The 24,174-nt window shown below is 50.5% G+C and carries 28 protein-coding genes and 1 pseudogene; 5 read left to right on the top strand and 24 right to left on the bottom strand.

Going from position 1 to position 24,174, the window contains the following annotated elements:
* Positions 1-71: 71 nt before the first annotated feature.
* On the top strand, positions 72-1,748 hold the full coding sequence (gene dgcQ / locus D8682_RS06265) for a cellulose biosynthesis regulator diguanylate cyclase DgcQ (protein ID WP_121813826.1): 1,677 nt from the start codon (positions 72-74) through the stop codon (positions 1,746-1,748).
* Position 1,749: 1 nt separating this feature from the next.
* Here the strand turns inward: dgcQ and D8682_RS06260 are convergent, their stop codons facing one another.
* Positions 1,750-2,571 carry a mannosyl-3-phosphoglycerate phosphatase-related protein gene (locus D8682_RS06260; RefSeq protein ID WP_064545497.1) on the bottom strand — a complete coding sequence of 274 codons (822 nt, stop codon included), beginning with the start codon at positions 2,569-2,571 and terminating at the stop codon, positions 1,750-1,752.
* Between the two features lie 427 nt (positions 2,572-2,998).
* Positions 2,999-3,220, bottom strand: coding sequence for a YodD family peroxide/acid resistance protein (gene yodD, locus D8682_RS06255; protein ID WP_064545499.1), 222 nt, complete (start codon positions 3,218-3,220; stop codon positions 2,999-3,001).
* 101 nt (positions 3,221-3,321) lie between these two features.
* Between yodD and dsrB the strand changes: the two genes are divergently transcribed.
* Positions 3,322-3,510 (top strand): protein DsrB, encoded by a 189-nt coding sequence (gene dsrB, locus D8682_RS06250; protein ID WP_064545501.1) that lies wholly within the window; start codon positions 3,322-3,324, stop codon positions 3,508-3,510.
* Between the two features lie 110 nt (positions 3,511-3,620).
* Here the strand turns inward: dsrB and rcsA are convergent, their stop codons facing one another.
* From rcsA to fliF, 14 genes are all read right to left on the bottom strand, one after another.
* Positions 3,621-4,244, bottom strand: coding sequence for a transcriptional regulator RcsA (gene rcsA, locus D8682_RS06245; protein WP_121813825.1), 624 nt, complete (start codon positions 4,242-4,244; stop codon positions 3,621-3,623).
* A 217-nt stretch (positions 4,245-4,461) separates the two neighbouring features.
* The gene (gene fliR / locus D8682_RS06240; protein WP_064545505.1) at positions 4,462-5,247 is read right to left on the bottom strand and encodes a flagellar biosynthetic protein FliR; all 786 of its coding nucleotides are present in this window, start codon (positions 5,245-5,247) and stop codon (positions 4,462-4,464) included.
* Positions 5,244-5,513 carry a flagellar biosynthesis protein FliQ gene (gene fliQ, locus D8682_RS06235; RefSeq protein ID WP_064545507.1) on the bottom strand — a complete coding sequence of 90 codons (270 nt, stop codon included), beginning with the start codon at positions 5,511-5,513 and terminating at the stop codon, positions 5,244-5,246. The genes fliR and fliQ overlap by 4 nt, the downstream gene beginning before the upstream one ends.
* Positions 5,514-5,524: 11 nt before the next feature.
* Positions 5,525-6,262, bottom strand: a complete 738-nt coding sequence (gene fliP, locus D8682_RS06230; RefSeq protein ID WP_064545509.1) for a flagellar type III secretion system pore protein FliP — start codon at positions 6,260-6,262, stop codon at positions 5,525-5,527.
* Positions 6,262-6,654 carry a flagellar biosynthetic protein FliO gene (gene fliO / locus D8682_RS06225; RefSeq protein ID WP_121813824.1) on the bottom strand — a complete coding sequence of 131 codons (393 nt, stop codon included), beginning with the start codon at positions 6,652-6,654 and terminating at the stop codon, positions 6,262-6,264. The genes fliP and fliO overlap by 1 nt, the downstream gene beginning before the upstream one ends.
* A 4-nt stretch (positions 6,655-6,658) precedes the next feature.
* On the bottom strand, positions 6,659-7,069 hold the full coding sequence (gene fliN / locus D8682_RS06220; RefSeq protein WP_064545513.1) for a flagellar motor switch protein FliN: 411 nt from the start codon (positions 7,067-7,069) through the stop codon (positions 6,659-6,661).
* On the bottom strand, positions 7,066-8,070 hold the full coding sequence (gene fliM / locus D8682_RS06215; protein ID WP_064545515.1) for a flagellar motor switch protein FliM: 1,005 nt from the start codon (positions 8,068-8,070) through the stop codon (positions 7,066-7,068). The genes fliN and fliM overlap by 4 nt, the downstream gene beginning before the upstream one ends.
* Positions 8,071-8,074: 4 nt before the next feature.
* Positions 8,075-8,542 carry a flagellar basal body-associated protein FliL gene (gene fliL / locus D8682_RS06210; RefSeq protein WP_064545585.1) on the bottom strand — a complete coding sequence of 156 codons (468 nt, stop codon included), beginning with the start codon at positions 8,540-8,542 and terminating at the stop codon, positions 8,075-8,077.
* A gap of 124 nt (positions 8,543-8,666) precedes the next feature.
* Entirely contained in the window at positions 8,667-9,887 is a 1,221-nt protein-coding gene (locus tag D8682_RS06205) for a flagellar hook-length control protein FliK (RefSeq protein ID WP_121813823.1), read from the bottom strand.
* Positions 9,884-10,330 carry a flagellar export protein FliJ gene (gene fliJ / locus D8682_RS06200; RefSeq protein WP_064545519.1) on the bottom strand — a complete coding sequence of 149 codons (447 nt, stop codon included), beginning with the start codon at positions 10,328-10,330 and terminating at the stop codon, positions 9,884-9,886. Before fliJ ends, D8682_RS06205 begins: the two co-directional genes overlap by 4 nt.
* A gap of 82 nt (positions 10,331-10,412) precedes the next feature.
* A complete protein-coding gene (gene fliI, locus D8682_RS06195; protein ID WP_121813822.1) occupies positions 10,413-11,771 on the bottom strand; it encodes a flagellar protein export ATPase FliI in 1,359 nt (452 codons plus the stop codon).
* The gene (gene fliH, locus D8682_RS06190; RefSeq protein ID WP_064545523.1) at positions 11,771-12,472 is read right to left on the bottom strand and encodes a flagellar assembly protein FliH; all 702 of its coding nucleotides are present in this window, start codon (positions 12,470-12,472) and stop codon (positions 11,771-11,773) included. The genes fliI and fliH overlap by 1 nt, the downstream gene beginning before the upstream one ends.
* Entirely contained in the window at positions 12,465-13,457 is a 993-nt protein-coding gene (gene fliG, locus D8682_RS06185) for a flagellar motor switch protein FliG (protein ID WP_064545525.1), read from the bottom strand. Before fliG ends, fliH begins: the two co-directional genes overlap by 8 nt.
* Positions 13,454-15,136, bottom strand: a complete 1,683-nt coding sequence (gene fliF, locus D8682_RS06180; RefSeq protein WP_064545527.1) for a flagellar basal-body MS-ring/collar protein FliF — start codon at positions 15,134-15,136, stop codon at positions 13,454-13,456. Before fliF ends, fliG begins: the two co-directional genes overlap by 4 nt.
* Positions 15,137-15,353: 217 nt before the next feature.
* Here fliF and fliE point away from each other — a divergent pair, with 217 nt between their 5' ends.
* Together fliE and D8682_RS06165 are read left to right on the top strand one after the other, a co-directional pair.
* The gene (fliE, locus tag D8682_RS06175) at positions 15,354-15,665 is read left to right on the top strand and encodes a flagellar hook-basal body complex protein FliE (RefSeq protein ID WP_121813821.1); all 312 of its coding nucleotides are present in this window, start codon (positions 15,354-15,356) and stop codon (positions 15,663-15,665) included.
* Positions 15,666-16,152: 487 nt separating this feature from the next.
* Positions 16,153-16,533 (top strand): hypothetical protein, encoded by a 381-nt coding sequence (locus D8682_RS06165; RefSeq protein WP_121813819.1) that lies wholly within the window; start codon positions 16,153-16,155, stop codon positions 16,531-16,533.
* A 209-nt stretch (positions 16,534-16,742) separates the two neighbouring features.
* Here D8682_RS06165 and D8682_RS06160 read toward each other — a convergent pair whose 3' ends face one another.
* The 4 genes from D8682_RS06160 to D8682_RS06145 all read right to left on the bottom strand — a co-directional run bounded on the left by D8682_RS06160 (position 16,743) and on the right by D8682_RS06145 (position 19,342).
* Positions 16,743-17,255: a serine acetyltransferase gene (locus D8682_RS06160; protein WP_064545532.1), complete on the bottom strand. Its 513-nt coding sequence runs from the start codon at positions 17,253-17,255 to the stop codon at positions 16,743-16,745.
* A gap of 143 nt (positions 17,256-17,398) precedes the next feature.
* Positions 17,399-17,635 carry a sulfurtransferase-like selenium metabolism protein YedF gene (gene yedF / locus D8682_RS06155; protein ID WP_064545534.1) on the bottom strand — a complete coding sequence of 79 codons (237 nt, stop codon included), beginning with the start codon at positions 17,633-17,635 and terminating at the stop codon, positions 17,399-17,401.
* Positions 17,632-18,846, bottom strand: coding sequence for a selenium metabolism membrane protein YedE/FdhT (gene yedE / locus D8682_RS06150; RefSeq protein ID WP_121813818.1), 1,215 nt, complete (start codon positions 18,844-18,846; stop codon positions 17,632-17,634). The genes yedF and yedE overlap by 4 nt, the downstream gene beginning before the upstream one ends.
* A gap of 244 nt (positions 18,847-19,090) precedes the next feature.
* A complete protein-coding gene (locus D8682_RS06145) occupies positions 19,091-19,342 on the bottom strand; it encodes a hypothetical protein (RefSeq protein ID WP_064545537.1) in 252 nt (83 codons plus the stop codon).
* A gap of 473 nt (positions 19,343-19,815) precedes the next feature.
* Here D8682_RS06145 and yedD point away from each other — a divergent pair, with 473 nt between their 5' ends.
* The gene (gene yedD / locus D8682_RS06140; protein ID WP_121813817.1) at positions 19,816-20,229 is read left to right on the top strand and encodes a lipoprotein YedD; all 414 of its coding nucleotides are present in this window, start codon (positions 19,816-19,818) and stop codon (positions 20,227-20,229) included.
* A 49-nt stretch (positions 20,230-20,278) separates the two neighbouring features.
* Here yedD and amyA read toward each other — a convergent pair.
* The 4 genes and pseudogenes from amyA to fliD form a co-directional block, all read right to left on the bottom strand.
* Positions 20,279-21,765 (bottom strand): annotated as a pseudogene (gene amyA / locus D8682_RS06135) (alpha-amylase).
* 96 nt (positions 21,766-21,861) lie between these two features.
* A complete protein-coding gene (gene fliT / locus D8682_RS06130; protein WP_064545544.1) occupies positions 21,862-22,236 on the bottom strand; it encodes a flagella biosynthesis regulatory protein FliT in 375 nt (124 codons plus the stop codon).
* Positions 22,236-22,646 carry a flagellar export chaperone FliS gene (gene fliS, locus D8682_RS06125; RefSeq protein ID WP_121813816.1) on the bottom strand — a complete coding sequence of 137 codons (411 nt, stop codon included), beginning with the start codon at positions 22,644-22,646 and terminating at the stop codon, positions 22,236-22,238. Before fliS ends, fliT begins: the two co-directional genes overlap by 1 nt.
* 17 nt (positions 22,647-22,663) lie before the next feature.
* Positions 22,664-24,076 (bottom strand): flagellar filament capping protein FliD, encoded by a 1,413-nt coding sequence (gene fliD, locus D8682_RS06120; RefSeq protein ID WP_121813815.1) that lies wholly within the window; start codon positions 24,074-24,076, stop codon positions 22,664-22,666.
* Positions 24,077-24,174 lie beyond the last annotated feature (98 nt).

Below are 24,174 nucleotides of genomic sequence, written 5' to 3'. Positions count from 1 at the left end.
CAGCTTTGCGAGAAAAAATTACGGCAGTTGTGACAGGCTTTTAGATGATTGCGGTATCCGGGAGAGTGTGAGTGTTTGGCGATGCAATTCAGCGCGAGATAAGCCGTTTCAAAAGTCCAGGGAAGGTGGTTAACCTTTGTTTTATCGTGGTATTTATCTTTTCCACTGTGCTGACATGGCGTGAAGCTGTGGTGCTAGAAGGTGCCTACGTTGCCAATCAGCGCAATAGCCTCGACAGCGTTGCGACCCTGCTCGACAGGCAACTTCAGCACAACATTGATAGCCTGCTGTTTTATCGCAATACCATGCACTATGCGCTGCAATCTCCCATCTCAACGGACCGAACTCGTAAATCCCTGGCTGAGTTTGACCTTTTCCGCACCCAACCTTTTTGGCAATTACGGCTGGATCTACATCGCAGCTTGCCGATGAATGGCGTATCGGACGAATTTGTTAACAGTAGCCCGTTGCTTGAACGCGATGACGAGACTCTCCACACGGAGCTTAGCGCAGCCCTTGAATTGAGCTATATCATGCGCTTATCAGACCGCTCGCGAACGTTACCACAACGGATATTTTATGCATCGCGCAGTGGTTTTTTTCTCTCCAGCACCGCTCCTGTTAATGACCCGAAGATAGTCTCGCTGTATTACCGTTTGATCGCGCAACCCTATTTTTCTTCTCAGTCGCCGCAAAATAACCCCTCGCGGGTTTTGCGATGGACGCACACCTTTAACCCGAACAGCACTTCCGGGCAGATAATCACGGCGGCGATTCCACTGGATTTCAACGGGCGTTGGTACGGCGTGCTGGCGCTAGATTACCCGATTGACTCGTTGCATAGCTTCTTACAACAAGCCAAATATGACGATCACGAGGGTACGGTGCTGCTCTATGACAACGAACTCAATCCAATCGCGACTTCGGCTAAACGGATGCCGAAACATGCGTTATTTACCGCTCCTCAACTGGCTCAAATTGCCAATGCCGTGACGGCAGCGAAGCCCGGAGAGCAGGGTGAATTACGTTTGGATACTCGTTTTATTACCTGGGCGAAACTCAACAACTTCGACGGCTTGCTGATAAAAGTTCATACCCTGGAAGAGGGGGTGCGTGGTGAATTTGGGCGTATTAGTATCGTGCTCAGCGTGTTGTGGTTGTTATCCACCCTAATGCTGTTTGTTTCGTGGATGGTGATCCGCCGCCTGGTGAGTAACATGTTCAGCCTGCAACAAACCCTGAGCTGGCGCGCGAATTACGACACATTAACCCGTTTATACAATCGCGGCGCTTTCTTCGAGATTGCGAACAAAATCGCCCAGGAATGTAAGCAGCAAGCGCAACCGTTCTCTGTCATTCAGATGGACCTTGATCTCTTCAAAAGTATTAACGACAGGTTTGGTCACAGCAGTGGCGATAAAGTCCTGACACATGCCGCCGCGATGCTCAGTGATGCGTTTCGCCAGGGCGATGTCGCCGGGCGCGTGGGCGGAGAAGAGTTCTGTATCGTTTTGCCTGACACGACACTGGAAGAAGCGGTAAAAGTGGCGGAGCGCATCAGAGTGCGTATCAACAGCAAAGAGTTGCTGTTAAAGCAGGGGAACACCACCAGAATCAGTGCGTCGTTCGGCGTTAGTAGCGCGCTGGAATTTAACGATTACGACTTCGAACGGCTGCAATCTTACGCCGATCATCGCTTGTACAAAGCGAAGCAGGGCGGACGTAATCAGGTCTGTAGTCACGACTAAATCAGCGAGACGGGGTGGTGATGAAGTGGTCAAGACCCTCTTTCCATCCTTCAGGGCCGTAGTTCTGGCTGCGATACACGCGCTGTGGGGTGTCGTTTTGCAGCGTGATGGGTTGCCTGCTGTAACCTTTGACGACAACCGCGTAGTCGACGCTATCGAGCAGTAAAGCGTCACTTGGGCTGTCACCAAGCCCAATGGTGATGTAAGTTTTCCCTTCGCGTTGCTGAAATTGCTGTTGCAGCCAGTGAATGGCTTTGTCTTTGCCCGCCTGCATATCGAGAACATGCCAGAATCGCCCGCCTTGCAACATCATCAAACCCAGCGAGGCAAGCTGTTCGCTAAACGCGGTCATCATCTCCTCGCTATCGCGCCAGATTAATGTCTCCGAGGCTTCATTAAGTTTCGCAAGGCTTGCCTGTGTGCGTGTCAGTCCCGTCAGTTCGCAAAGGATGTGCTCGTCGACATCGGCAAAACAGGTGAATTTGAAGCCAAATTTCTGGCGCAGTTTATCGAGCACAGCAAACAGTTCTTGATGGTGAATTCCGGTCAACAGGCGAGGGTAGGCATCACTGTCACTCCATCGGGCGTCAAGCTGAATCACCGCGCCGTTTTCAGCAATAAATGGCAGGCCCGTTAACGAAAGTTCGTGTTGCCAGTCCAGGATTTCAGCGGCGCTTTTCGCACTACATAAAATTAGCGGGATGCCGTGTTGACGGAGCACACTGATCCATGGACTGGCGGCTTCCCAGCGATAGGAATGATGCTCCAGCAGCGTGCCATCAAGATCTGAAATGATTAATAACGGATCGTGCAAAAGTGGCATGGCGCTTCTCCTAAAATTCAAATAGTGAGATCCCGGTGCTTAAGAATCTTCTCAATCAAACTAACCACTTAATCCTTTATGGGTAGGCAAACAACGACCGGAAAGCCGCGGCTGATAAGGAGTTCAGGACCCGTTTCACCCCGTCATATTCAAAATATAAATATGCATATGGTGAATATTTCATTGTGTTGAAATAAATCTGAGGTAATGTGAACGCACATCAGATTTCCTGATGTAACGAATTTTTCAAGTGCTTCTTGCTTACGCAAGTTTAATCCCGGCGACTCTGCCGGGATTTTTTTACCCTTCATACTTCAAGCTGCAGGTGCGTTGACTGCATTCCCTCACCCGAATCACTTACTTAAGTAAGCTCATCGGGATTCACTCATTTGCCGCCTTCCTGCAACTCGAATTATTTTGGGTATATCTAGCGGTTCACTTCATTGACACTAAAATCGTGTATATCCAACTCGAAGGCTTCCGCCAGTTCGGTGTAGGTATGCCAGGTGCGTCCATCGATACTGACCCGATGGGGATCGTCGCTATCGCTCGCACGCGTCACTTCACTTTCGCTGATCTCATTGATGGCCGCCAGTAACGCATCAACATCGATACGCGCGCTATCATTGAGTTCTTTCGTGCTCTTCATGCCGTAGTCCTCCAGGGGTACCCGAGATTAAGTATAGACACCCGATGCGAATGAGTCGTTTTTGATCTAAACTGGCACAAAGAAACCGGAGGGATTTTGTTATGAATATCAACGATCGCGTCACCGTGAAAACCGATGGCGGCCCGCGTCGGCCAGGCGTGGTATTAGCTGTTGAGCAATTTAGCGAAGGGACGATGTATCTGGTGTCGCTGGAAGAGTATCCGTTGGGCATCTGGTTTTTTAACGAGTCAGGCCACCCGGATGGTATTTTTGTAGAACGCTCGGAGTAGTCTGTTGCTGGGTGGTTCTGGTGGAGTCGCTTGCGCTAATCCACCCCACACCTGCCGTTCCCTGGTCGGATTAGCGTAGCGACATCCGACATTCACTTGCGGTTTAATCTCTAACGCAAATTAACAAAAATACCATTCGTCACATTATCCGTCAGGCGCACCACATGATAAATCACCTGCTTATTATGGGTTTTTATCTTGCGTTTTATATTTCCTTTATGCGATGACACCGTTTTTGCTTTGATATTCATCTGATCTGATATTTGAATGGTGCCTTGCCCGGACATCCACATTTTAAGCATGCTCGACTCAGTGCGGCTTAATGATAACGTGGGTAAATTAATATGGCCGATGCAATGCGCATTTTTTGCTAAATATTCCGAAAGGATTTCATCTAGTGATTCGGGTTTTATTGATTTGGAGCTAATTAACAGATTGCTGCGAACCAAAAGATATTCATCAAAATGAATATTAGCAATTGCCATAAAGACTAAAAATAATGTATTGGGATGCTGATTAATGATCTGCTTAATTTTCTCGCTGCTCTGAGCATCATGGATGAAACAGTCTTCATTAATAAACACCACATTAGGCGACTGCGACTCACAGGCGTGAGCCAGCTCCTCGGTAGTCTCCAAGTTGGTCATCTGCCGTTTTCGGATGCCACGGCTGGTCAAATATCCTGTTAATCCTAGCCGGGTATAACTGCATAAATCCATAATGATCGTTGACATAACATTCCCCCCCCTTTTACCCGCGAAGTATTTTTAGGCATAACAACTATCCAGTAAAGTTATGTATAATTTGCTAAGAAATTTCTCAAAGTAAAGTGAATGTTAGATTCTGTGAGATAAGTAAAAGCATATAAGCCGCGCCGGATATATCCTGGTGGATGTTATTTAAGAAATCTTTTAGGAATATCCTCATGAAGGCTATACAAATAATGTGGGATTAATTTGCGGGTATTTCACTCACAATATCAGCAAGCAAATTAAATACTTCACTAAATAAATGTTCGGCGAAAGGAGCCATCAAAGGAATTAAGGCAGTCATGACTAACATGCCGACGGCAAGAGTCAGTGGAAAACCAATCACAAACACCGAAAGTTGTGGGGACATACGGTTGAGTAAACCCAGAGCAATGTTCAGGGTCAGCAATAACGTAATCAGTGGCAGTGCCAGCATCAAACCGTTAAGGAAGATTAAACCACCCGCACGCGTCAGTGCCATAAACGCATTACTGTTGATCGGGTCACCGCCGATCGGCAGGGTGTGAAAAGTGTCAACCAGCATCGAAATCAGCCATAGATGACCGTTAAACATCAGAAACAGCAGCATCGCCAGCATATCTATAAACCGCGCCAGCACCGGCATGTTCAGACGGCTGCCAGGGTCAAAGAAGGTGGCGAAAGACAGTCCCATCTGTAAACCGATGATTTCCCCGGCGGTGCGGATAGCAGCAAAGGCAAACTGCATGGTGAAGCCCAGCGCAATGCCAATCAGAATTTGCTGTGCTGCGAGCCAAAAGCCCGCCGCTGAGAAAATAGTCACATCAGATGCGGGAATGGTGGGGGCGATTATCCAGGTGATCATCAGCGCGAGGCCGACTTTCACCTTTTTGGAAATAGAACGCTCACTGAGAATGGGAGCGGTTGAGATCAGGGCCAGAATACGAATAAATGGCCAGAATCCCATACTCAGTAAGGTGAGCCACTGCCCGCTATCAACGTGAATCATCCAATGTTCATCGGGATGTTCGTTAGCAGCGTGCGCATGTAGTCCAGCAACAGATTAAGCATCCATGGCCCGGCGACGATAATCGTGACAAACACCGCCAGAATTTTTGGGATGAACGAAAGAGTCATTTCGTTAATCTGTGTGGCGGCTTGCAACATGCTGATGATAAGACCGGTGACCAGAGCCACCATCAACAGCGGGGCGGCGAGCGCCAAAGCCACTTTCATCGCTTCGGTGCCCATCATCATGACCGACTCAGGAGTCATCTTTTTCCCCTCTAACTGTAGAAACTTTGCGCCAGCGAGCCGACCAGCAATTGCCAGCCATCCACCAGGACAAACAGCATTAATTTAAAGGGCAGGGCAATGGTTGCCGGTGGCACCATCATCATCCCCAACGCCATCAGCACGCTGGCGATCACCAGGTCGATAATCAAAAACGGAATGAACACCGTAAAGCCAATCTGGAAAGCCGTTTTCAGCTCGCTGGTAACATAGGCCGGAAGCAATATGCGCATCGGTACCACTTCCGGGCCTTCGAGCGGTGGCGTATTCGCCAGACGGGCAAACAACGCCAGATCCGCTTCACGGGTTTGGCGCAGCATGAACTCGCGCAGCGGTTGAGAACCTTTTTCCAGCGCTTCATCCATCTGGATTTTGTTTTCACTAAACGGCTGATAGGCATCGGTATAAATTTTATCGAATACCGGCGCCATAATGAAAAAGGTCAAAAACAGCGCCAGCCCTAGCAGTACCTGGTTTGGCGGTGCAGACGGCGTACCCAATGCACTACGCAGCAGGCCAAAAACAATAATGATGCGCGTGAAGCTGGTCATCATCAGCAAGATGGCCGGTAAAAAGGTCAGCGAGGTGATAAACACCAGCGTCTGAACCGGTAGCGACCAGCTTTGCCCGCCGTTGGACATCGGCTGGCTGATAAGCCCCGGTAATTGTGCGAAGGCGGCTGGCATCACAAGCAGCAAGCCGAGCAACGAGAAGGGAATCCAACGTTTCATCAATCTTTCCCGTTACGTTTAAGCAGGTTTTTCATCAGGCTTTTTTTCATCAAATCCTGGAAATCAGCAGGGGCAACCGGGGAAACCGTTTCACTGACCGCTGCGGCGGGCAGCGTATGCAGATGAGTAATTTGCCCGGCGGTGACGCCAAGTACCAGACGCGCGTCTGCGACATCCACAATCACCACCCGTTCGCGAGCGCCAACGCTACAACTGGCACTGACTTTCATCTCTTTGCTGGAGCCGTTTTTGGGTGCCAGGCCAAAACGTTTTGCTACCCAGGCGGCAAGCAAGATAAAAATAATAATCGCCGTTAAGGCTCCGCTCACTTGCACCAAAGAAGAGCCGGTGCTGGCGGCAGTCGGTTGCTGTACTGTTGCCTGGGTTTTCATCGAATTAACGGCTCAGACGACGCATACGTTCAGATGGCGTAATGATGTCGGTGATGCGCACGCCGTATTTGTCGGCCACGACGACCACTTCACCCTGGGCAATCAGATAGCCGTTGATCAGAATATCCAGCGGTTCGCCTGCCAGGCCATCCAGCGCCACCACCGAACCTTGCGATAAACGCAGCAGTTCTTTGATGGTCATACGGGTACGGCCCAGTTCCACTGTCAGCTTGACCGGAATGTCCATAATCAGGTCGATGTCCTGCATCGCCCCGGCAATGTCATTGCCTTCCAGCGCACGGAACACGCTGTCAGCGGTACTCTTGGTGGAGACTTTTTGTTCGTTTAGCGCGTCAGCCCACAGATCGTCCACGGAGCCTGCATTGTCGTCGGACGGTTGATTAATATCACTCATTTGGGCTGTTCCTCGTTCAGCGAATTCAGGATTGGGTTGATCAAATGTTCGACGCGCAAAGCGTACTGACCGTTAAGTGTGCCGTACTGACTGGTCAGCACCGGAACACCGTCAACGTGCGCCAGAATGCGCTCCGGTTTATCCATCGGCAGCACGTCACCAGGTTTCAATTTTAAAATTTGCGACAGACGCAGCGGTATGTCAGCGAAGTTGGCTATCAGTTCCAGTTCGGAGTGCTGAACCTGGCGCACCAGCGTATCGCGCCAGCTTTGGTCTTCCTGGCGGGAGTTTTCCAGCGGCGGATTCACCAACAGCTCGCGCAACGGTTCAATCATGCTAAATGGCAGGCAGATATTAAACTCGCCGGTCAGGTTGCCTATCTCGACATGGAACGGAGTGTTCACCACGATGTCGTTTGGCGACGTGGTGATGTTGGTAAATTTCACCTGCATCTCGGATCGCACATATTCCACATCGAGCGGATAAATCGCTTTCCACGCATCGCTGTACGATTCCAGTGCCAGTTTCAGCATGCGGTTAATCACCCGCTGTTCGGTATGGGTGAATTCGCGGCCTTCCACTTTTGTCGGGAAACGCCCGTCGCCACCAAACAGGTTATCCACGGCGATAAACACCAGACTCGGTGAAAACACGAACAAACCGGTACCACGCAGCGGTTTGAGGTGCATCAGGTTGAGGTTGGTGGGTACCGGCAGATTGCGGGCAAATTCGTGATAGGGCTGAATGCGGATCGCCCCGACGGTAATGTCCGGGCTACGGCGTAACAGGTTAAACAACCCCATACGGAACTGACGGGCAAAACGCTCGTTGATAATTTCCAGCGCTTGCAGGCGTTCACGCACCACACGACGCTGGGTGTTAGGGTCATACGGACGAATGTCCGTTTCTGGCGACGAGCCAGCTGTCGGTTCGTCGCTACTGTCACTGTCGCCATTTAACAGTGCGTCAATTTCGGCCTGAGAAAGAATGCTATCGCCCATGGGATTACCGCAAAATAAAGGCGGTATACAGCACGTCGCTGACTGCCTGTTGGGGTTGCCCGGCGACAAGCGGTGGAGCCAGCGTATTCTTGATGGCTTCAACCAGTTTTTGTTTGCCTTCATCGGTCGCCAGGGCTGCACCATCCTGACGGGAGAACAGCAGCAGCAAGCGGCTACGCACTTCTGGCAGGAATTCGCTCAGGCGTTGACGCGTGGCATCATCTTTCAGACGCAACGTGATACCGATGTACAACACGCGGTCAGCGTCACCGAGGTTAACGGTGAACGTATCCAGTGCGTAAAACACGGGCGCGGGTGGTGGCTCCGGTGCTTTCGTCTGAGCAGAAGCCGGTTCTTGCTTCATACGCCAGTAGCTGTAACCTGCGGTAGCACACGCTGCAAGAGTAATCAGGACCAGTAACATCATCCAGATGGAGCCCTTGCGGCTTTTTGGCAAAGCGGTGTCAGTCATAAAACGCATCTTTCCTGTATCGGTACTGCATATGGGTCAATTATCCCGTGTCTGCGGGCGTTCAAAGGCCCGAAAACAGGGGATTTTTATCTCTACATCTGACGTTTAGCTTAGGGAGAGCGGCTCAGGCAAAAATATCCACCGCGTTATTTCCCGACGCTAAACGTTGAATACTGGCAGGAACGGCCAGCGATTCAGACTCTCCCATCGACGGGAAGCTGCCTGCTGAACGTTGTGCCTGTTGCTGCTGTTGCCCGGATTGCTGTTGTTGCTGTTGTGCAAAACTTTCACTGCTGATACTGCTTTGCCCCAGCTGAATGCCGCTTTCCGCCAGCGCAATACGCAAGTTGGGCAGCGTGGCTTCGAGTGCGGCACGCACATGGCTGTGGGCTGAAACCATCTGCAATTGCGCCTGGTTATCGTCGAGTTTCATGCTGATTTGAATCTGGCCGAGATCTTCAGGATGCAAACGTAGCTCAGCCGTTTGCTGACCCTGGCGGGTGAATAAAGCGATGTGCTGGCTTACCGACTGCTGCCACTCCTGGCTTCCCAGTTGTGCGCTAATCTGTGGTGCGACAGGCACGGCAATTTGAGTTGTGGCCGGTGTGGCAACGGTTGCGGTGCTGAAGGCTGGCGCGGTGAGCGTTGATGTAGTGGCCGTATTGTTGGCTGCATTATCGCGGCTGCCATTTTCCACATTGTTTAAGGCGGCGAAGGTTTTCGTGTCGACCACGGGTTCGTTGCTGGTGGACGGCGCAGTATTCCCTGGCGTGGATTTATCCAGAAGCCCAGGTGTTTTGTCCAACGCGCTGGCGTTGTCACGGCTATCCGTCGTCAGGGTGTTTTTGATACCGCTGCCTGCGAGCAAAACATTTAGCGCGTTTGAACCTTCGCCATCCGTTTCAGGCTGCATATTCAGGGCGCTGGCGGTTGGCGTTTGCTGCGGCAACATGGCAAACAGGGCGCTCAACGCCTGCATATCCGCATTGCTCAGGGTATGGTTTTGCTCACTCTGCGCTTCAATTTGCGCTGTATTATCGTCGCTGCTGGTTTTCTTCACATTAGCAAGCAGGGCGGAAAGTGCTTCTGGCGTGTCGAGATTGCTCAGCAGTGAGGCGAGAGTTGCTTTTTCATCGGCAGTGCTGGTGCCTTTGCTCGGCGTTTTATTCAGCGCGGCTTCAAGCGACACGGTTTTGCCGTCTGCCAGCGAAATCTCGCCGGGTAACGCTTTACCGAGCAGGCTCAGAAAATCTTCGCTGAAACCTTTATCTGCGACGATGGTACCGCCCGCAGTAGTCGAGTTGCTTGCGACATCAGGAGAAGTGATTATCAGGGGCTGCATCATTGTTCGACCTTCCTCAGTGTTGCCCGCTGGGCATATTCATCCATCAGTTTTTGATCAAGCTTGTTTTCGGCCAGTAACACCTGCGCGGCTTTTCGGTCTTGCAAAGTTTGCCAGGCCTGTAATCTTTTTTGCTTCTCTTGCCAGAAGTTGAGCGCCAGGTTGACCTTATTGTTCCACTGCGACAGTTGCTGGCGGTGCTGGTCAATAGCTTTCTCAAGTGTCTGTATAAACTGCTGATAATTCTGCCAACGGTTACTGGCGATCCCCTGGCTCATGTTGTCATTCAGGCTGCTGCTGTATTCAAACTGATAGTTAATCAGCATGTTGAGTTGTTCTTCCGCCTGCTGGCAGCCGCGGCGCATTTCACCTAAGCGAACTGCTGCATCGTCGACCTCTTTTACTGCGAGGTCACACAGGGTATCCAGTGCGGTGCTTTGGTTCATACCGATCTCCCATCAAGCTAGTGTCGGATGGCGCTTCGCTTAACCGACCGACGAAACCCGTCATCCACCGTTGTTGTGAACATCAAACCCCAGGGAAAATAATCTCCAGTGACTGGCAGGCTTCTTCCCAGCCGCTGCGCTCGAAAATCCCTTGCTGCAAAAAGGCTTCCAGTTGCGGCCACAACACAATGGCTTTGTCGAGCTGTGGATCGCTGCCTTTGGCATACGCACCAACGCTGACTAAATCGCGGTTACGCTGGAAGCTGGACAACAACTGCTTGAAATGACGAACACGGGCGTAGTGTTGGTCGGTAATGAGTGAGGTCATGGCGCGACTGATGGAGGCTTCAATGTCGATAGCCGGATAATGTCCGCCTTCCGCAAGGCGGCGCGACAGCACGATGTGACCATCAAGAATGGCGCGCGCGGAGTCGGCAATCGGATCTTGTTGGTCATCGCCTTCGGTCAACACGGTGTAAAACGCGGTAATCGAACCGCCGCCAGAGATACCGTTACCAGCACGTTCAACCAGCGCCGGGAGCTTGGCAAACACCGACGGCGGATAACCTTTGGTAGCCGGAGGTTCACCAATCGCCAGCGCGATTTCACGCTGCGCCATCGCATAGCGGGTGAGGGAGTCCATAATCAGCAACACATGCTGACCGCGGTCACGGAAATCTTCGGCGATGCGCGTGGCATACGCGGCACCTTGCATACGCAATAACGGTGAAACATCTGCTGGAGCGGCAATCACCACCGAACGGGCGCGGCCTTCGGGGCCAAGAATATTCTCGATAAAGTCTTTAACTTCACGACCACGCTCACCGATTAAACCCACCACAATCACATCAGCCTGGGTATAACGCGCCATCATGCCCAACAGCACGCTCTTGCCGACGCCGGAGCCGGCGAACAGCCCCATACGCTGCCCACGCCCGACAGTCAGCAGTGCGTTAATTGGGCGCACGCCGACATCCAGAACGTGTTCGATAGGCGTTCGTTGTAACGGGTTGAATGGCGCGGCACCCAGCGCCCCCATAGTGGTGGTTTCAGGGGCCGGAAGGCTATCTAGTGGACGGCCACCTCCATCAAGTACCCGTCCTAATAGTGCCGGGCCAAGTGGCAATTGTTTCCCGCTATGCAGGCCACCTTCAGCGGTGGCGCGCGCGTAAACGCGAGCACCTGGCAAGATCCCTTCGACTTCCTCAAGGGGCATCAGGAACAGTTTCTTGCCGTTAAAACCGACAACTTCGCACTCAATATCTCTGGAGTGCTGTTCGATAATGCAGGTCGCCCCAAGGGGCAATTGCAAACCGGTGGCTTCCAGCACCAGGCCGGTGGCCCGTGTCAGTCGGCCATAACGGCGAACGGTGGGTAACTGTGACATCCGCGCTTCGAAATTATCGAGCGTGTTGAGCCAGCGTGTTAAACGGGCAGTCATCACAACACTCCTGGAGCTGCAAGGCGGCAGAGTTCCTGCCAGCGCGTTGCCACGCTGGCGTCGAGGTCGCCTTCATCGGCAGACACTTTGCAGCCGCCTTGATGCAGACTTGGGTCGCCACGCAGACGCCAGCCATGCAGGCTGAGTGTTGCGCCGAGCATTTCTTCAACACGTTGTAAATCATCGGGATGCACGCGCAACTGTGGTTTGCCACTGAACAGCGGCTCTTGTTGTAAAAGCGCCTGGATCTGTTTAATCAGCGCACTGTTATCAATGCCTTTTGACTCACCAATAACCTGACGTGCCGCTTCCAGTGCCATTTGCATCAAACGCGAAGCGATGACGCTATCGAGCGCATCCAGGGTGTACTGGAATTCGCTAACCAGTTGCTGCATCCGCGCATGAACCGGTGCTTGCTGTTGCTTAGCTTCAGCCAGCCCCTGCTCCAGGCCTTGCTGAAAACCAGCGTTACGGCCTTCTTCTGCACCCGCTGTATGCCCTGCGGCATAACCCAGTTGATGACCTTGTTCGTGCGCCTGCATCTGCATTTGCGCCAGTTGCTGCTGCAAGTTGGGCTCGCTTTCTTCAGGCGATTCAGTGGGTTCATCTTCAGCATCAGAGGCGAACAATGGCTCAAATGCCTGCGACGGCGGTGCTAAATCGTCTGGCGTCCAGATTTTCCACGCAAGCCCGTTAGACATAAGTATCCTCGCTGGTGCCAATGACCATCTCGCCGGTTTCTGCCAGGCGACGAACGATAAGCAGAATGGCTTTCTGTTCGTTTTCTACCTGCGACAGGCGTACCGGGCCACGGTTGGAGAGGTCGTCGCGCAGAATATCTGCCGCACGTTGCGACATGTTGCGCAGGAATTTCTCGCGCAGTGGCTGTTCGGCACCTTTGAGGGCGATAAGCAGCGATTCGGACTCCACTTCCTGCAACAGGCGCTGGATGCTGCGGTCGTCGACTTCGACGAGGTTTTCGAACAGGAACATTTCGTCGATGATTTTTTGTGCCAGCTCGCCATCGAAGTCGCGAACAGCAGTGATAACCGCTTCTTCCTGCTGAGTTTTCATCAGGTTGATAATTTCTGCTGCCGTCCTCACGCCGCCCATTTTGCTGCGCTTGAGGTTTTGGCCGTCGAGCAGGTTGTTGAGCACTTCGGTCAACTCAGCCAATGCCGCAGGCTGCACGCCGCCGAAGGTCGCGATACGCAGCATCACGTCGTGGCGTAAACGCTCGTCGAACAACGCCAGAATATCTGCCGCCTGAGCACGTTTGAGGTGAACCAGGATGGTAGCGATAATTTGCGGGTGCTCGTCGCGAATCAGGTCCGCAGCGCTTTGCGGCTCCATAAAGTTGAGTGTTTCCATGCCCGACGTGGTTTCGCGGGTTTCCAGAATATCCTCCAGCAGGCTGGAGGCACGCTCTTCGCCCAGGGCTTTGATCAACACCGAACGCAGATAATCGTTCGCGTTGACCGACAACGCGGCGTACTGCTCGGCTTCTTGTTCGAACTCGGCCAACACCTCGGTCAGTTGCTTATTAGAAATCTGGCGAATGCTGGCCATCGCGGCACTGAGATGCTGGACTTCACGTGGACTGAGATGCTTGAACACCTCCGCCGCACGGTCTTCGCCAATGGTCATCAACAGAATGGCGCTTTTCTCTGTTCCGCTAATACTCATAGTTCGTTACTCATCCATTGGCGTATCACCAGCGCGACCACGCGCGGATCGTTATCAGACATCTCGCGAATACGCTGGCTCATGACTTCAGCGCCGAGGCGTTGGTTAACTTTGCGTTGCTGCTGCTGTTCGTCTTTCGTCAGGCGTACAGAAACGGCATCTTCCTCTTCCACACGCTGGCGTTGGGCTTCAACCAGGGCTTGTTGTGCCATTTCTTTGCGTTGCAGTTGTGGGCGCACCACTTTGCGCCACAGCAGCCAGGCAACAATCAACACCAACAACCAACGACCGGCCGACATCAACATCTCGAAGAAGGCTTGTTGCTTCCAGAACGGCAGTTCCGCACTGGTTTCGTCGCTGGCGCTAAACGGTGAGTTAACGACATTGAGCGTATCGCCGCGTTTATCGGAATAACCCATCGCTTCACGCGTCAGATTTTCAATTTGCTTCATCTGATCGGCAGTCAATGGCAGTGGTTTGCCATCGGTAAGCTGGCGGTAGTTCACCACCACCGCGACAGACAGTCGCTGAACATCACCGACGTTCAACTTGGTATGCAAAATGGTGCGGTCGACCTCGTAGTTGGTGGTCTCGTCACGCTGGGTGTTACTCGAGCCACTCTGCGCAGAGGTGGATGTTGCCTGTGTTTGCTGCGGCTGAGCATTCGCTGGCGTAGCTTGTGGCGGTGTTGAAATGGGGGCGTTATTCGGTGGGGCAGGTTGGTTAGATAGCGCACCCGGCACACCACCTGGGTTACGGCCATTCACTTGCTCGCTTTGGTTAAGCTGGCGCGAACGCACCGCTGCCTGAGAGGGATCGCTGTTCGGGTGATACTGCTCTTGTGTTTGTTCTTTATTAGAGAAGTCAATTTGTGCGGTGACCTGCGCGTGGACATTATTGTTGCCGACAATCGGCCCAAGAATGGCTTCGATGCGGCGCTGGTAACGGCTTTCGACATCCATTGCATATTTAAGCTGCGCATCGTTAAGGTCACGGCCTGCGGTATTGGACTGCGTCAGCAAATGCCCGCCCTGGTCGACCAGCGTCACATTGCCTGGCGGCAAACCAGCAACCGCACTCGACACCATATGCACCACGGCACTGACTTGTCCTTCGTCTAACGCACGACCAGCTTCCAGGCTAAGTGTGACCGAAGCAGAAGGGGATTTTTGTTCGCGAACAAACAAAGAAGGTTTAGGCATCGCCAGATGCACACGCGCTGTTTTGACCGGGCCAAGCGTTTCGATGGTACGCGCCAGTTCGCCTTCCAGTGCGCGTTGGTAGTTCACCTGCTCGCTAAACTGGCTGATGCCAAACTTTTCTTGATCCAGTAATTCAAAGCCGACTGCGCCACCCTTAGGTAACCCTTGCTGTGCCATGCGCAAACGCAGATCGTAGACTTTATCTGCCGGGACCAAAATCGCGCTGCCGTTATCAGAGAAACGATAAGGTACATTCATCTGGGTCAGTTGAGTGACGATGGCACCGCCATCTTGCTCGGCCAGATTGCTGTACAGCACTTTGTAATCAGGCGTTTTGGCCCACAGCACCAGCGCGACAAGAATGGCAATAGCCGCAGCGCCTGCGACCGCTAGCGGGATTTTAGGATTTGCACGAATGCGGGCCAGCCACTCCTGGGTTTTGTTTTGCGGCGTTTGTGGCAGGCTTGCTGCGGTCATTGAGCACCTCGCAGCTGGGCGTAGACAACATATTTAATAGACAGAGTGAACAAAACGAGCTCCCACAACAAAAGTTCCACAAAGATGGCAACGTTATTATTTTCTTTCTTAGCGGTTTTGATGGCTGAATTAGCTCTATTTATTGCCGCTATTTAGCGCCTTTGTCCTGGTGACAAGGTGGTAATCTTGCCGCGTTTAAAATCACTGGGGCAGGGAAATGGCAATTCAAGGTATCGAAGGCGTACTTCAGCAGTTGCAGGCAACCGCGCTGTCAGCGGGGAATCCGGTTCAGAATTACGAGCCAAAAGTGAGTTTTGCCGGTGAGTTACAGGCAGCGCTTGGCCGTATCAGTGAAACGCAAACCGCTGCCCGTACTCAGGCTGAAAATTTTGCCCTCGGAACACCGGGTGTTGCGCTCAATGATGTGATGGTCGATCTGCAAAAATCGTCGGTTTCGCTACAGATGGGTATCCAGGTGCGCAATAAGATGGTGTCGGCGTATCAGGAAGTGATGAACATGCAGGTTTAGTGGTTTAAGCTATCTGATATATAAAGAAATTATCAGGAAATTACCACGTAGAACGTGAGAGTAGCCTCTTCAGGTAAGGCTCATTGACAGAGATGAGTTTGAGCAGATTTCTGTGCTCATTAATAGCATCCCAGATTTGGTCGTTAGTATCTCCATCCCATTCAGGATTCATTTTCAGTTCAGCCTTGAGCATTTTTAGCCTGATATGAATGGTGGCAATTTCGTCACGCCCACATTGGCGAGCCATTGCTATGAGGGCTGTCTCTGGTGTTCTCTCGTATGGAGATAAACCCACGCGGGATTTAGTGTAAAGGTTGTAAAGTTTGCTCATTTCAGGTGTGTTTTATTGGTTGAGGTTTCCTGAATGATTGCATCTGGTTGTTTCTCAAACAACAAACATTAAATCTATTTAACTGTATTTTTTTGCATGGCTCTGCGCCATCGCTGCTGAGAGCATGTGACAAAATGTTACATATGGGATAGGGATTTGAAAAAATTAATTATCGCTTCAATGGTTGTAGTAGTGCTTGCTGGGTGTGCATCATCGGGGAATAAGCATCTTCAAAAAGAAACTGAAGTTAGCATGCAGTCAAAAATTAAAGAAGGCTCTACCACCAAAACACAAGTTAAAAGCATGCTTGGCTCACCGGAAAATGTTTCTTTCACTGATGGTGGTAAAGAAATCTGGAAATACTCTTATGCCAAAGTGAAAGTAGACGGGAAATCATTCATTCCGTTTTATGGGCTGTTCCATAATGGCGCAAGCGGTACCAAAAAAGAGCTGACCATTCTTTTTAAGGGTGACACCGTAGAGAAATACACGATGGCTGAGTCAGCAATAAATACTAAATCAGGTTGGGCCGATTAATATTTATCTGATGTGCAGAACATCAACCTTCTTTGGAAACGGTTAAAAACGGGTTTTGTAGGGGGGATAAGCGTCAGCGTCATCCACCATTTACGTCGGATGTCGCTGCGCTAATCCGACCTACGAAAAAGAGTTGTCATCTCTATCAATTTTCTTCCGGGGAGGGGTGAATTAAGTCAATACAACTAAAGTATGGGATTGAATGATCTTTAGATGGTTAAAGTTTCGTGTTTTTCGAGAATAACCATTTTATTGCTGGAAATGACCGTGCTATTTGCTGGGACGCTTTTTAAAACCAGCGTTCCAACGCCAATGGTCACGTTGTCGCCTATCTCAATATCATCACCAATGATGCACGAATGGGCGCCCATATTGACGTTGTTACCCACGTTAAATTTGATATCTACACCATTTTTATTGCTACCAAGGGTACAGAATTGCCGGATGGTAAAATTCTCGCCAATAATACAGTTTCTGTTAATAATCATTGAGTTGCCGTGCCATATTTTAAAGCCTTTACCAATCTTTAAATGATAATTCAGTTCGACACCAAACAATCCTTCATTAACCACTCGATTGAGAATCACAAACATCAATGAAAGCGGGTACAGCGCCTTTGTTTTGGCGTGAATAGTTGCCATTCTGAATATTAAAATAATGAGCTTAGATTTGGCAGTATTGATTTTTAAGTCATATTTTAATGTCGATAAGAAATCACGCATGGCGTTGTTCCATTTTAGGCTTATAAGAATAATCTTAATTCATAATTGTTAACTCGCCATTGAGTTTGCGAAATCTTTTCTAAGCTTGATAAGCATTGCACATTTTAGATGAATGGCGAGGGTTTTATCCCTCGCTCTGGTGTTCAGCGTTGAATCAAATAGCGAATGGTTGGGCCGTCTTGTTGAATATCCAGCACCGTGTAGCCGTGGTTTTTGGCATCTAAAGGGATGTTATTTATTGACTGCGGGCAGTCGCTCACCACTTCAAGAATTTGGCCTTTCGCTAATTGTGGCATGGCCTCCAGTGTGGCAACTGCCGGGTAAGGACAAGGTTCACCGACCATATCCAGGCGGAAATCTGGTACATAATTGTGGCTCATACGCTCTCCTTAATAGGCTGGCTACTGTGCAGGTTTTTACGACGGAAGAACTGTTTTTCCCAACCGACAATGAACAAAAATGCGGCCAGCAAAAGCAAATAGGTGACCAGTAAACCGCCGAGCGGGCCAAAGGTATCGAGTAAGTTGACTTTGTCCCACTGGGTGGCGAGGGCAGGTGAAATATCGTCCCAGTAGTATGCAAGGATCGTGGAACCGATAACGTTGCCTAATCCTACCCACCAGTAATGAACTTGTCCTTCAACCGCGCGATACATCCAGCCGGTTTCACACCCGCCAGCCAGTACAATCCCAAAACCAAACAACAACCCACCGATGACAGCGTTAGGGCCAGCCCACATAATTTTTGGCGCAACACCAAGCTGAACATAACTGAAGATACCAATAGCACTGACCGCCATACCTAAAATGATTGCTTTCGCCATATGCGTACGACCAGTGATCCACATATCCCGGAATGCCGAGGTAAAGCAGATTTGCGCTCGCTCAATTAACAACCCAAACCCAACGCCAAACAGCATGGCGATACCGAGTTTCGGTTGATTCATCGCGGTAATTGCGCCCCATCCAACCATACCTGCGAATACCAACATACCGATGCGGAAACGACGTTTTGCTTGCTCAGGCCGTTGGGTGAGTGGCGAGGCGGCAGAGACTTTTTGTAGTTTGACGGGAATACGGAACAGCGGGAGAAGGGTGAATTTTGCACCGAACCACGAACCCATCGCAGTCGCTAAGGCGAAGAACCAGGCATGCAGAGAAAACTGGGGAATACCGGTAAAGAATGCCGCCAGATTACAACCCATCGCCAGACGTGCACCAAAGCCGGCAATGATTCCGCCTAACACCGCCTGGATAATACGTATGCGGTGTTGGGGCATCCGCAGTTTCACGTTATTGGCCCACAATGCGGCCGCAAAACATCCACCGAACATGCCGATAATCATCATGCCGTCAATGCGTGTTAAAGGGTTGCCATCAAGATGAATGAGTTTGAAATATCCCCACTCTTCAGCGTGAACCCCCATTAATTGCAGAAGCTGCCCACCCCAGCGGGTAAATTCGCCGGTGACAGCCCAGAATGTTCCTGTAAGGCCGAAATAGTAAGTTGAAAGAATACCTGCTGCGATAACGGCGGGCATCGGAGCCCAGAACTTAACCAGATAATTTAATTTGAATTGTTGCCAGGACATTTTCTTACCTCTGAACTCAGAAGGTGATATGTTGCATAAGGGGCTAAAATATATACTCTTTTCCCTTTATCCAAAACCTCTCCAAAACTATTCTTCAAAATACCCCTGCTTTTTATGACAACAATCAAATAACCAGCCTGATCCATTCCTTTCCCCGAACCATGCAGCTGAAAAATGCATTCACGAATAATTTAATACATATAAGCATTAAAAGACCCGCCGGGGCGGGTCTTTGTCTTTTTGATTATTTTAGATTCGTGCTCAAGTCTGATTTGTTGGAGCAAAAACGCGTTGCGTAGTCGTCAGTCTGAAAGGATTGTGATCGGTATTTTTCACAGTCACTCGCAATATTAAACTTAGCGATGTGTCGTACAGTGTGAAAATACTGGCTATAAAGGTGAACAGACTCCGTTGATTCTTCAACCTCGCTATCCACCATAATGGCGCTCACCACCACAACAACAACCAAGAAAACCACAGCAATCATCCATTTCATTTCTCACGTTCCTGGTTGGTTAAATTTCTGGTAACCCTGGTGATCATCTTTCTTATATGCGTGAGCTTTAGCGAGGAGTCTTAACACCTCTCAGTGGGCGTGTTTTCATTTCTTTGCGCTTTTGCTGATTGCGAGCGCTGCTTTCGACATATACACAGCACAGGATTGCTATTGCTGCAATTATCCATTCCATTACTGTCACTCCGCTGATTACCCTAAAAAATAGGCGCGAAATTTAGCGCCCATATCGTTTGTTTTCTCCTCTTTTTGTGCTGTCGATCACATTTTCAAATTGGTTTTTGCTTAGCGATAAGCATGGCTGATGTCTTCGCTCCAGACTCAGTTTGCTTTTGACGGTGCAAACTGCCGTTTCAGCAGATTGGCAGACGCCGCCTTTTCCCAAAACAGAGAAACACTGGCGAGCTAAGTGCTTTAATGCGAAAATTATTTTTTCTCCGCGGTCAGGATAGATGATGAAGAAGATTGCATTATTGACAGTGTTGCTGGCGTTGAGCGGCTGTGTGCAGGTTGAAAATTACCGCGAAGTGGTGAAAGCACCAGCACCTGCAGGGCTTGCAGGGTACTGGCAGTCACAAGGTCCGCAAAGTGAGATGGTGAGCCCCGAAGCGATAGCGACGCTGGTGGTGACTTCTGCGGGCGATACGCTGGATTGCCGTCAGTGGCAGCGCGTAATGGCTCTGCCGGGTAAACTGATAGTGCGTTCAGACGATTGGTATAACGTCACGAACAAGCGTGAAGTTTATAGCGTAGAGCGCTTCGGAGATACGCTGGAGTATGCGGGGATGACGCTGAAACGTGTTGAGCGTCCAACGCAGGAATGTGCTGATTATTTGCAGAAAAACCCGCTGCAAACCAAATTACCGTAGGGTAGGGTATCCCTCTCCTTATCACTGGAGAGGGAGGTTCCAGACCCATTTATAACACTTCTTCTATCACCCAAACGCTGACACTGCCGCCGTTACAGGCGAAGGTTGCGCTACCGTTGGCATCAGTCGTCACAGTCTCCTGCCGATTGCCCAAATAATCTCGCCAGTTTTTGCCACCGTAATTATCGCCAAGCGTAATGGTTTTCTCGCCTTCATCGCCGTTAGATAACACCACCACGCAACCGGGGTGTTCATCAGTACCGCTGCGGCTGAATGCGATGCAATTAGGACTATCGAAGTAAAGAGTTTGCACACCGTGAGCAAAGAGTTCGCGGGCGTGAATTAAATCATCCAGCTGTTCAATTACGGGCATGTCGATGTGATAAGTCTCGCCATCGCCACCTTCGTCGTCGTAGCTGGCACCGAATAAATCCGGGTAGAACACGCTTGGCACACCATTTTCGCGCAACAAAATAAGCGCATACGCCAGCGGCTTGAACCACGGTTCAACGGGCGCTTCGAGGGATTGCAGTGGCTGAGTGTCATGATTGGCGACAAGGGTAATGGCGTGGAACGGATCGGCTTCTACCAGCGTGCCGGTGAAAATTTGGCTCATGTCATATTCGCGGCCTTGCTTTGAGGCCTGGTGGAATTTCATTTGCAATGGCGCATCAAACAGCATCGTTTTGCCATCCACCTGAGCAATATATTCCTGAAGTTTATCAACTTCGTGCGACCAATATTCCGCGACGATAAACAACGGTTGTTCCGCTACTTCCTGAACATGCTCAATCCATTCTTTGTAGAACCATGCTGGAATGTGTTTCACCGCATCAAGGCGGAAGCCATTACAGCCCGTTTCTGCCATCACCCAGCGCGCCCAATATTTTAGTTCTTCCGTCACGGCATGGTTACGGAAATCGATATTCTCGCCCATTAAATAGTCGAAATTACCCAGTTCATCATCAACCTGATCGTTCCAGCCTTCGCCGGTGTAGTCGTTGATGATTTTAAAAATGCCGTCTTCCGTCGGGTTTTCGATATGGTCGACGCCGCTAAAACATTTGTAATCCCAGATAAATTGCGAATATTTACCGGCGCGGACAGGGAACGTGTAGCGTGTCCACGCCTCACATTCGATCACGCCGTCGTCTATCTCATTGCGGTTTTGTTCGTTGACGCGATTCACGCGAATACGTTCTTTTTCGTCCGCGCCCATTTTGTGGTTAACCACCACATCGAGCAGAACGGAGATGTCATTCTCCTGCAGGGCTTTTATCGCGGTCAGTAATTGTGCTTTGTCGCCGTATTTAGTCGGCACAGAACCTTTTTGGTCAAACTCACCGAGGTCAAAAAGATCATAGCTGTCATATCCTACCGAGTAGCCACCGGAACTGCCTTTATAAGCTGGCGGTAACCAAACCATATTGACGCCAATATCATTGAGCGTGGCTGCACGTTCTGCCACTTCAGCCCACAACTTGCCCCGCCGGGGTAGTACCAATGGAAAAATTGCAACAAGGTTGGATTGCGCATGTACAGGCTCCATAAAGAGGGATCTCAATTATGGATGATATGCCTGGAAATGCCTGGTGCGACAAGCTCAGTCGTTCTCGCACCAGGAATAGAAGATCAGGAAGTGATGTCCTGATTGTCTTGCGGAGCCAAAATCTGGCCTCCCTGTTTACCATAAGCGGTTAACACGGATTGTTGTATGGAAGATTGCCCTACCAGTTTCGCCAGTTCATCCATGCGTATTTGCAGTAAGCGTTTAATCTCGCTTTCGTTGTCCAGAATATTCTGGAGCACAGGGCTGAGTTGCTCCTGCATCAGCATGGAGAGCTTAATGTCGCTCATGAATTGAGTGAGTTCATGCACCGCGTTAACGTAATCCATTTCACTAGCGATTAATTCGTCCCACATTCCTTTGCGGGCGTTGTTTAGCATCACCTGGCTCTGCTCTAATAATTGCTGATAGCGAATGTACAGTTGCGGTGCGTGGTTCATTAGACTGCGTCCTGAATCCGGTTAGGCATCAGAGCAACTTCTTTCCAGGCATCGGCAATATTTCGCAGCAAGTTCTCGACCTCTTCGATCGCGCTGACATCATTGTGTAGATTGGCCTGGAAGATACGTCGCACCATGTAGGTATAAAGAGCGTGCAGATTCTGTGTCAGTTCGTCGTTGCTGGTTTCATCAATGCCGATTTTCAGCCCGTTATCGATGATATTAATGGCTTTAGACAGCGAAAGGCCTTTCCCTTCCAGGTTGCCATCCTGCAAAAAAAGACGCGCACGGACTAACGCGTTGAGCGCACCATCAAACAACATAGTCACTAGTTGTTGCTGGCTGGCACTCATCACCGCGCTTTCCACTTCAATTTTTGCATAGGCCTGAGTCGCTTTTGCCCCGTACATATCTGCTCCTGGATTAATTATTTTTTGCTGGAACTGGTATCAAACTGTTGAGTCAGATAGCTGCTGGTGGAGTTCAGTGAACTCATCATCACGTCCAGTTGAGTAAATTGCGCCTTGTAACGCGCCATCTCTGAGTCAATACGTTCACTGGCTTTGTTGTACTGTGCGGTCAGACTGTTCAGCGTCTTGCTCACACCGTCGGTTGCCGCCTTGATGATCCCGGTGCTGGAGAGCCAACTGGTCAGGTTGTTGCCGATGGTGGTGGTGATGCCGCTGGTTTTACCGTCGCCAACAATCATCTCCTGGACCCCAGCCGCATCTTTTTTCAGCGCCGTTTTCAGTTTGTCGCCATCGAGTTCTAACTTTCCGGTGCTCGGGTCTGACGTCACACCGATTTGTGCCAGTGTCTTAAATGACGAACTGCTCTGGGTATTGTTGAGTAACCCTTTGAGTTGTGTCTGGATAGTACGCAAGGTGCTGTCGCCAAGCAGTGCGCCGTTGCTGGAGTTTTGAGCATCGGCTCCCGTATCAACCGCAGTGTATTTGGTTAAGCTGCTGAAGGTGTCCTGCAAGGCGTTATAGGCATCGACCCAGGCTTTGACTGCGGTTTCTGCTTTAGAAGTATCTTTGGTGATGGTCAGCGTTTGGGTGCCGGTGGTGACATTATTCAGATTGAGGGTGATGTCTTCCAGCGCATCGCTGATGGTATTGCTGCTGTTGGTGATTTTAATGTTGTTCACCGTCAGCTCGGCATCTTGCGCGGTAACGCTCTCTTCCATACCGTTCGCGGCATCTGTGCTGGTGCCGTTATAGCCCATAAAGCTTTGCAGGGCGCTGTCACCGCTGACACTCAGGCTCATGGCATTGTCGCCACCGGTATCGTCAGAGGTAATAGACAGACGATATTGGCCGTTGCCGACGTTGATAATACTGGCGCTAACACCCGCTTTGGCATTATTGATGGTGTCGCGAATGCCGCTCAGTGAAGAGTTGGCAGCACTAATATCAATGGTGACCGGTTTTTTATCGCCACCTTGTTGAATGGTCAACACGCTGTCGCCGGTGGCAATCGCTGTTTTGCTGTCGGGCTGGGTATTTTTGGTGGTCAGCGTTTGCGATTGTGCCAGTTGAGTGACGTTAATCGTATATTTCCCGGCCACTGCATTACCGGTAGTGGTCGCGCTGAACGCGGTGCTACTGCTGCTGGTTGATGTCGCAGTAAACAGATCGGCCTTATTGAGCGCGGTGTTGGCGGTCTGGAAGCTGACCAGTGCACTCTTCAGGGTACCGTAACCGCTCAATTTTGCTGTAAAGGAACTTTGTTGTTTTGAGATTGGTGTTAGCGTCGCTTTTTGTGCTGCCTGCAGGCTATCCAGAATGCTGCTCAGATCCAGACCGGACCCGATTCCCAGCGTAGAAATACTAGCCATATTATTTCCTTAATGTATCGATGCATAAAATGAATACCGGGAGTATCGGCCTGGAAAAAACAAAGTTTACGATTAATTTCTTTTTTTTAATGGCAAGA

The sequence above is a fragment of the Buttiauxella sp. 3AFRM03 genome (assembly GCF_003675305.1).
GTDB classification, from domain to species: domain Bacteria; phylum Pseudomonadota; class Gammaproteobacteria; order Enterobacterales; family Enterobacteriaceae; genus Buttiauxella; species Buttiauxella ferragutiae.
The sequence above is the reverse complement of the archived record's forward strand: the minus strand, read 5'-3'. Positions and strand labels throughout refer to the sequence as shown.